This is a genomic window from Pedobacter mendelii (assembly GCF_014635725.1).
In the GTDB taxonomy this organism is placed as follows: domain Bacteria; phylum Bacteroidota; class Bacteroidia; order Sphingobacteriales; family Sphingobacteriaceae; genus Pedobacter; species Pedobacter mendelii.
This window is the reverse complement of sequence record NZ_BMDJ01000003.1, coordinates 486,761-493,564: the sequence shown is the minus strand read 5'-3', so window position 1 is coordinate 493,564 and position 6,804 is coordinate 486,761. Positions and strand designations below refer to the sequence as shown.

The 6,804-nt window shown below is 35.8% G+C and carries 3 protein-coding genes and 1 rRNA gene; 2 read left to right on the top strand and 2 right to left on the bottom strand.

Annotated features, from left to right (window positions below; translation table 11 throughout):
- Positions 1–75: ribosomal RNA gene (rrf, locus tag IEV50_RS20005) — 5S ribosomal RNA — on the top strand; the annotation flags it as partial.
- 332 nt (positions 76–407) lie between these two features.
- Entirely contained in the window at positions 408–1,388 is a 981-nt protein-coding gene (locus IEV50_RS08195) for an acyl-ACP desaturase (protein ID WP_188412892.1), read from the top strand.
- Between the two features lie 157 nt (positions 1,389–1,545).
- Here the strand turns inward: IEV50_RS08195 and IEV50_RS08190 are convergent, their stop codons facing one another.
- Positions 1,546–4,938: a methylmalonyl-CoA mutase family protein gene (locus tag IEV50_RS08190; protein ID WP_188412890.1), complete on the bottom strand. Its 3,393-nt coding sequence runs from the start codon at positions 4,936–4,938 to the stop codon at positions 1,546–1,548.
- Between the two features lie 144 nt (positions 4,939–5,082).
- On the bottom strand, positions 5,083–6,738 hold the full coding sequence (pafA, locus tag IEV50_RS08185) for an alkaline phosphatase PafA (protein ID WP_188412888.1): 1,656 nt from the start codon (positions 6,736–6,738) through the stop codon (positions 5,083–5,085).
- Positions 6,739–6,804 lie beyond the last annotated feature (66 nt).

Genomic DNA, 6,804 nt, shown 5'->3' with positions numbered 1-6,804 from the left:
TCCGAACAGAGAAGTTAAGCCCACCAGAGCCGATGGTACTGCGGTAACACGTGGGAGAGTAGGTCGGTGCCAAATCTTAAAAGCCTCAAAACAGGCTCTTAACAAGAACCCTTGCAGTAACAACTGCAGGGGTTTCTTCGTTTATTGAAATAAAATATCAAAAACAAAAGAATTACTAATTAGGAATTTCTGCCAATATCGAAACATCTGTCAAAGCGGATTGAGTTAACAAAATGAACAGAAATAACTGATGTAAGTAATGAATTTCACTTGCGAAGCTAAAATTGCTGGTTTGTTAGGTAACAATATATCATATTTCCAAACTGATTGTACTCAAATATGTTAATATTGTAAGGTTTGCCGTAATATTTGGCTATCTTTGCTATACAACAATATATAAAAAAATAATGAGTTTTTTTGCAGATAAGAGAAGGGAAGTAATGATGCATATTGAGAAATATATGCTTGAATCTATGGGTACCTATTTAAAGCCAATAGATACTAACTGGCAACCATCAGATTTCTTACCTGATTCTACAAGTGAAACATTTTATCAGGATATAAGGATTTTAAGAGATAATGCAAAAGACCTTTCTTATGATTTGGTGGCTGTTTTAATTGGTGATACAATTACTGAAGAAGCATTGCCAACTTACGAATCGTGGTTAGCAATGGTAGACGGACACAGTGGTGACGAAGAAGGTGGTTGGATGAAATGGGTTCGTCATTGGACAGCTGAAGAGAATCGTCACGGAGATTTATTAAATAAATACTTATATCTTTCAGGGCGTGTTGATATGCGCCAAATGGAGATTTCTACGCAGTATCTCATTGCTGATGGTTTTGAAATTGGAACGGGACATGATCCCTACAGAAATTTTATTTATACTAGTTTTCAGGAATTAGCAACTAATGTATCTCACCGACGGGTAGCTTCATTGGCTAAAAAAGATGGTGATACCCTACTATCTAAAATGTGCGGTGTTATTGCATCAGACGAAGCACGGCATGCGAAGGCTTACAAAGATTTCATGAATCGTATTTTTGAGGTTGATCCGAACGAAGCAATGTTGGCTTTTGAAGATATGATGCGTAAAAAGATTGTAATGCCAGCACACTTTTTACGTGAAGTTGGTTTAAAGATTGGTCAAACTTTTGGTCATTTTACGGATGCAGCACAACGTTTAGGCGTTTACACAGCTGTTGATTATGTTGAAATTATGCAGCAATTGATTATTGATTGGAAAATTGAAGGTATGCGTGATTTGGATGAGGCAGGAGAAAAAGCGAGAGATTACATTATGAATTTACCTTCGCGCTTATTGCGTGTTGCAGAAAGAATGAAAAACCCAACTATTGATTATAAATTTAGCTGGATAGCTGGTTAAGATTTGAATACATATTTTAAGAGGTTGTCTCATAAATCAATTTATCTTTGCACCTAGTCACGTTGACCTTTTCAAAACGCCATAAAAGGTAGTTTTGCAAATCCTTCGACAAACTAAGGATGACATTTCGAATTTATGAGACAGCATCTTTTTGCTTTTACATGTTTCTTCTATACTGGCCACCAACTTCGTAAAGTGCTTTACTAATTTGACCTAAGGAGCAAACTTTGCATACCTCCATTAATTGCTCGAAAATATTATCGCCAGCAACTGCAGATTTTTGAAGTTGCATAAGAAATGCTTCAGCTTTATCTTCATTTCTGTTTTGAAATGCTTTTAAAGTTTCTATTTGATACTGTTTCTCTTCTTCGGTTGCACGAATAACTTCACCAGGAACTATTGTTGGAGAGCCATTTTTATTTAAAAATGTATTTACACCAACTATAGGATATTCACCTGTGTGTTTCAGCGTTTCATAATATAAACTTTCTTCCTGTATTTTACCACGTTGATACATAGTTTCCATAGCACCTAAAACACCACCACGATCATTAATGCGTTTAAATTCTGCTAAAACCGCGTCTTCAACTAAATCGGTTAATTCTTCAATTATGAAAGCACCTTGTAATGGATTTTCATTTTTTGCTAAACCCAATTCTCGATTAATTATGAGTTGAATAGCCATTGCCCTGCGTACTGATTCTTCAGTTGGTGTAGTTATGGCTTCATCGTAAGCGTTTGTGTGTAGTGAATTGCAATTATCATAAATGGCGTAAAGAGCTTGTAAAGTTGTTCGAATATCATTAAAATCTATCTCTTGAGCATGTAATGACCGACCTGATGTTTGAATATGATATTTTAGTTTTTGAGATCTATCATTGCCTTTATATTTATTCTTAATGGCTTTAGCCCAAATTTTTCTGGCGACTCTCCCAATAACGGCGTACTCAGGGTCAATTCCGTTAGAGAAGAAGAAAGAAAGGTTTGGTGCAAAATCATCAATATGCATTCCCCGACTTAAATAATACTCAACAAATGTAAATCCGTTGCTTAAAGTAAAAGCAAGCTGGGAAATAGGGTTTGCACCAGCTTCTGCAATATGATAACCTGAGATGGATACAGAATAGAAATTACGAACCTTTTCATCAATAAAATATTTTTGAATGTCACCCATCATTCTTAAGGCAAATTCAGTAGAAAAAATACAAGTATTTTGTGCTTGATCTTCCTTTAGAATATCAGCTTGAACCGTTCCTCGAACAGAACTTATGGCGTAAGCTTTTATCTTCGTATAAACTTCAGGAGGCAAAACTTGGTCGCCAGTTATGCCTAAAAGCATTAAACCTAAACCATCGTTTCCTTCGGGTAAGTTGCCGCTATAAGTTGGGCGCAGAATGTTATTTGATTTATAAATATCTTCTATCTTTTGGTTTACCTCTTCTTCTAAGCCATTTTCAATGATGTATTTTTCACATTGCTGGTCGATTGCTGCATTCATGAAAAAGCCTAAAAGCATTGGCGCTGGGCCATTTATCGTCATTGAAACGGATGTTGATGGTGCACAAAGATCAAAGCCAGAATACAATTTTTTAGCATCATCTAACGTTGCAATACTTACACCTGAGTTACCAATTTTACCATAAATATCCGGGCGAATGTGTGGATCTTCACCATATAAAGTAACAGAATCAAAGGCAGTTGATAAACGATGGGCTGGTTGCCCTAAAGATACATAGTGAAAGCGTTTATTGGTTCGCTCCGGACCGCCTTCTCCGGCAAACATCCTCGTTGGGTCTTCTCCTTCACGTTTTAATGGAAAAACGCCGGCAGCATATGGAAATTCACCTGGTAAATTTTCAGTTAGTAACCAACGCAAAATATCGCCCCAATCTTCATATCTTGGTAAAGAAACTTTGGGAATATTTAATTTTGATAGAGATTCGTAAAATAATGGTAATTTAATTTCTTTATCGCGAACTTTATAAATAAAAAATTCTTCTTTATAACTTCTCTTGGTTTCAGGCCATTGGCGTAGCAATCTTTTACATTCTCCATCCAGTTGTTCTTCAAAATATAATAAAGTGCTCTCTAAATCTGCTCCAGAAGGGGATACTTTGCCTTGTTCATCTGTTATTTTATTTTCGTTTAGCAGATTGATCACGCCTTTAAGCTGATACATTTTGCGGGCTATCGATGCTTGCTTATCAACCCATTCGTTATAAGTTTGACTGGCTTCGGCAATTTCGGCTAAATAGCGAATTCTATCGGGTGGAATGATGTAAATTTTTTCAGATTGCTCTGAAGTTAATTCCATTCGGGCTTTAAAGTTAGTTCCTGTTTTAATCTTAATTTGCTCCATCAAAGCAACAAATAAGTTATTCATTCCAGGGTCGTTAAATTGAGATGCCATGGTTCCATAGACTGGAATTTCATCATCCTTTGCATCGAAAATATTATGATTGCGCTTGTACTGTTTTCGAACATCACGCAGGGCATCTAAAGCTCCACGCTTATCAAATTTATTAATGGCTACTAAATCGGCAAAATCGAGCATATCGATTTTTTCCAGCTGAGTTGCTGCACCAAATTCTGGTGTCATTACATATAGTGAAACATCGCAATGTTCAGTTATTTCAGTATCAGATTGACCAATACCAGATGTTTCAACGATAATTAAATCGTAACCAGCAGCTTTACAGATATCAATACTTTCCTGAACATTTTTAGAAAGTGCTAAATTTGCTTGTCTTGTTGCCAGAGAGCGCATGTAAACTCGTGGGTTATTTATGGCATTCATGCGGATGCGATCGCCAAGTAAAGCACCTCCTGTTTTTCTTTTTGATGGATCGACAGAAATTATCGCCAAGGTTTTATCTTCAACTTCCACCAAAAACCTTCGAACCAATTCATCAACCAATGATGATTTTCCGGCACCGCCAGTTCCGGTTATCCCTAAAATTGGGGCACTATTATTTTTAGAAAGTGTTTTAAGTTCATCAACGAAGGATTGAGCACCTTCGGGATCGTTCTCTGCGACTGTAATTGCTCCTGCTATAGCTTTTATATCTTTAGTTGGGATGGTTTGTAACTCATCAGTAATACTACTTTTGGTAACAAAATCTGTTTGTATCAGCATATCATTAATCATTCCTTGCAAACCCATTCTTCTGCCATCATCAGGAGAATAAATTTTGGAAATGCCATAGGCTTCAAGTTCTTCAATTTCAGAAGGGAGAATTACACCACCACCACCGGCAAATATTTTAATATGCCCTGAACCGCGTTCCTGCAGCAAATCGTGCATGTATTTGAAATATTCGATGTGACCGCCTTGATAGGAGGTCATTGCAATACCTTGCACATCCTCTTGAATGGCACAATTTACAACTTCATCAACCGAACGGTTATGTCCTAAATGAATAACTTCTGCACCTGAAGATTGCAAAATTCGGCGCATAATATTAATTGTGGCATCATGTCCATCAAATAATGAGGCGGCAGTTACAAAACGAATTTTATTTTTAGGTTTATATATTTCTACTTGTTGCATAAGTCAGGCTGTTAAAGAAAAGAATAGGCTTCTCTTAATTTATATCTGGTATGCAAATGTAATAATTCCTTATCATCAGATGATTTAATAATAGAATTGATACTAATTATAAATAAAAAAGCCACCTGAGTTGGTGGCTTTAAATTATTTATTTGTAATCTCTGTTATTGGTTCTCCAACGCATCCGTTTGGCATTTGAATATGCAGTAATGCCGCTAAAGTTGGTGCAATATCAGTCATATAATGTGTTTTGTTTGATGCACCGGGTTTAATTCCCCAACCCATAAAAACCAAAGGAATATGAGCATCATAAGGATTCCAGCTTCCGTGTGTAGTTCCCGTACTGCTACCATTAAACCAGTTTGGATCTAAAATATAATATAAATCGCCGCTTCTGCGAGCATTATATCCATTGGTAATCATTTTTTTCTGAACTTCTGGTAATGTTGTTTGAGCGATTCTCGAAATGTCGATAACATTTGTGAAACCATCTATCCGTTTTAAAAACTCTATAGATGCTGCTTTAATCACATCAAAACTAACCGTTCCATTATCAGTTTTATCATGATCGAAAATGATTTGATTATTCATCGATTTTAAAACAACATTGTTAACCTTGAATTTATTGTTAAGGAAGGCATTAAGTTTGAAAACAATATCTCTATCGCTAACGATACCTGCTGGAAGTTTATTCTCTTTCATAAAAGCAGGAACATGGGCAACACCATGGTCGGCGCTTAAAAAAACTGTGTAATTTCCTTTACCAACTTTTTTATCTAAATAGTTAAAAAATTCTTCAAAATCTTTATCTAATCTTAAATAAGTATCTTCTGCTTCTATTGAATTTGGGCCATAAGCATGTCCAACATAATCTGTAGACGAACAACTTATTGCTAGGAAATCGGTTATGTTGTCCTGTCCTAAGTCTTCTGAAAGAATAGCCAGTTTCGCTAAATCAAGTGTAATCGTATTTCCGTATGGGGTACTTCGTATGGCATCGAAATTTTTATCAATATTTTGGGCTAAAGTATGTGGAAAAGTACTCGTTTTCCCCTCGTAATCTTTCTCATCACTTGTACTATTTAGATAAGTGTTAATTGGATATAGTGTTTCCCAGTTTTTAGCATAAAATTTATTGGCTAGCTTGAGTTTGTTGTAATCAGCAATCCATGTTGGAACTTCCTTCATGTAGTAAGAACTTGTAATCCAATTTCCGGTACTTCCCTGATACCAATAGGCCGCATTTGCAGCATGACCGGCTGGCAAGATTGAACCTCTGTCTTTTAATGAAATACCAATTACCTTACCTTTAAAATTTGTAGCTAATCTTAACTCATCTGTAATTGTTGTAGCTAATAAATTTTTTGGAGACATATTTCCTTCAGATGAAGGTGTGCTTCCTATCGTAACAACACTAGAATCTTCAGTGCAATAAATATTTTTTTTCGTTTCAACGTTGTACCAATCGTTTCCAATAATACCATGTATTGCAGGAACCGAACCTGTATAAATTGTTGTATGACCAACCGCTGTGTAAGTTGGTGTGTAAGGAATAAAAGTATTTTCTAAAGAAAAACCCTCGTTAATTAATCTTTTAAATCCTCCGTTTGAATAACGATTGTAATACCGATAAAGATAATCCCAGCGCATTTGATCAACGACTAAACCTATAACCAATTTTGGTCTTGCAACCTCTGCCGGAAATGTTTTAGCTGATGGTTTTGTTTTTTGTGTTTGAGCTGATAGGCTGGAGAGGGAAAAAATGGATACGGAAACAATTAACCACGAAATTTTCTTCATTATGCTTTAGTTTGAGCGGCTAAATTAATAATTTTTAGATGAAGAATTTTTGAAGTTTCTGTAAAG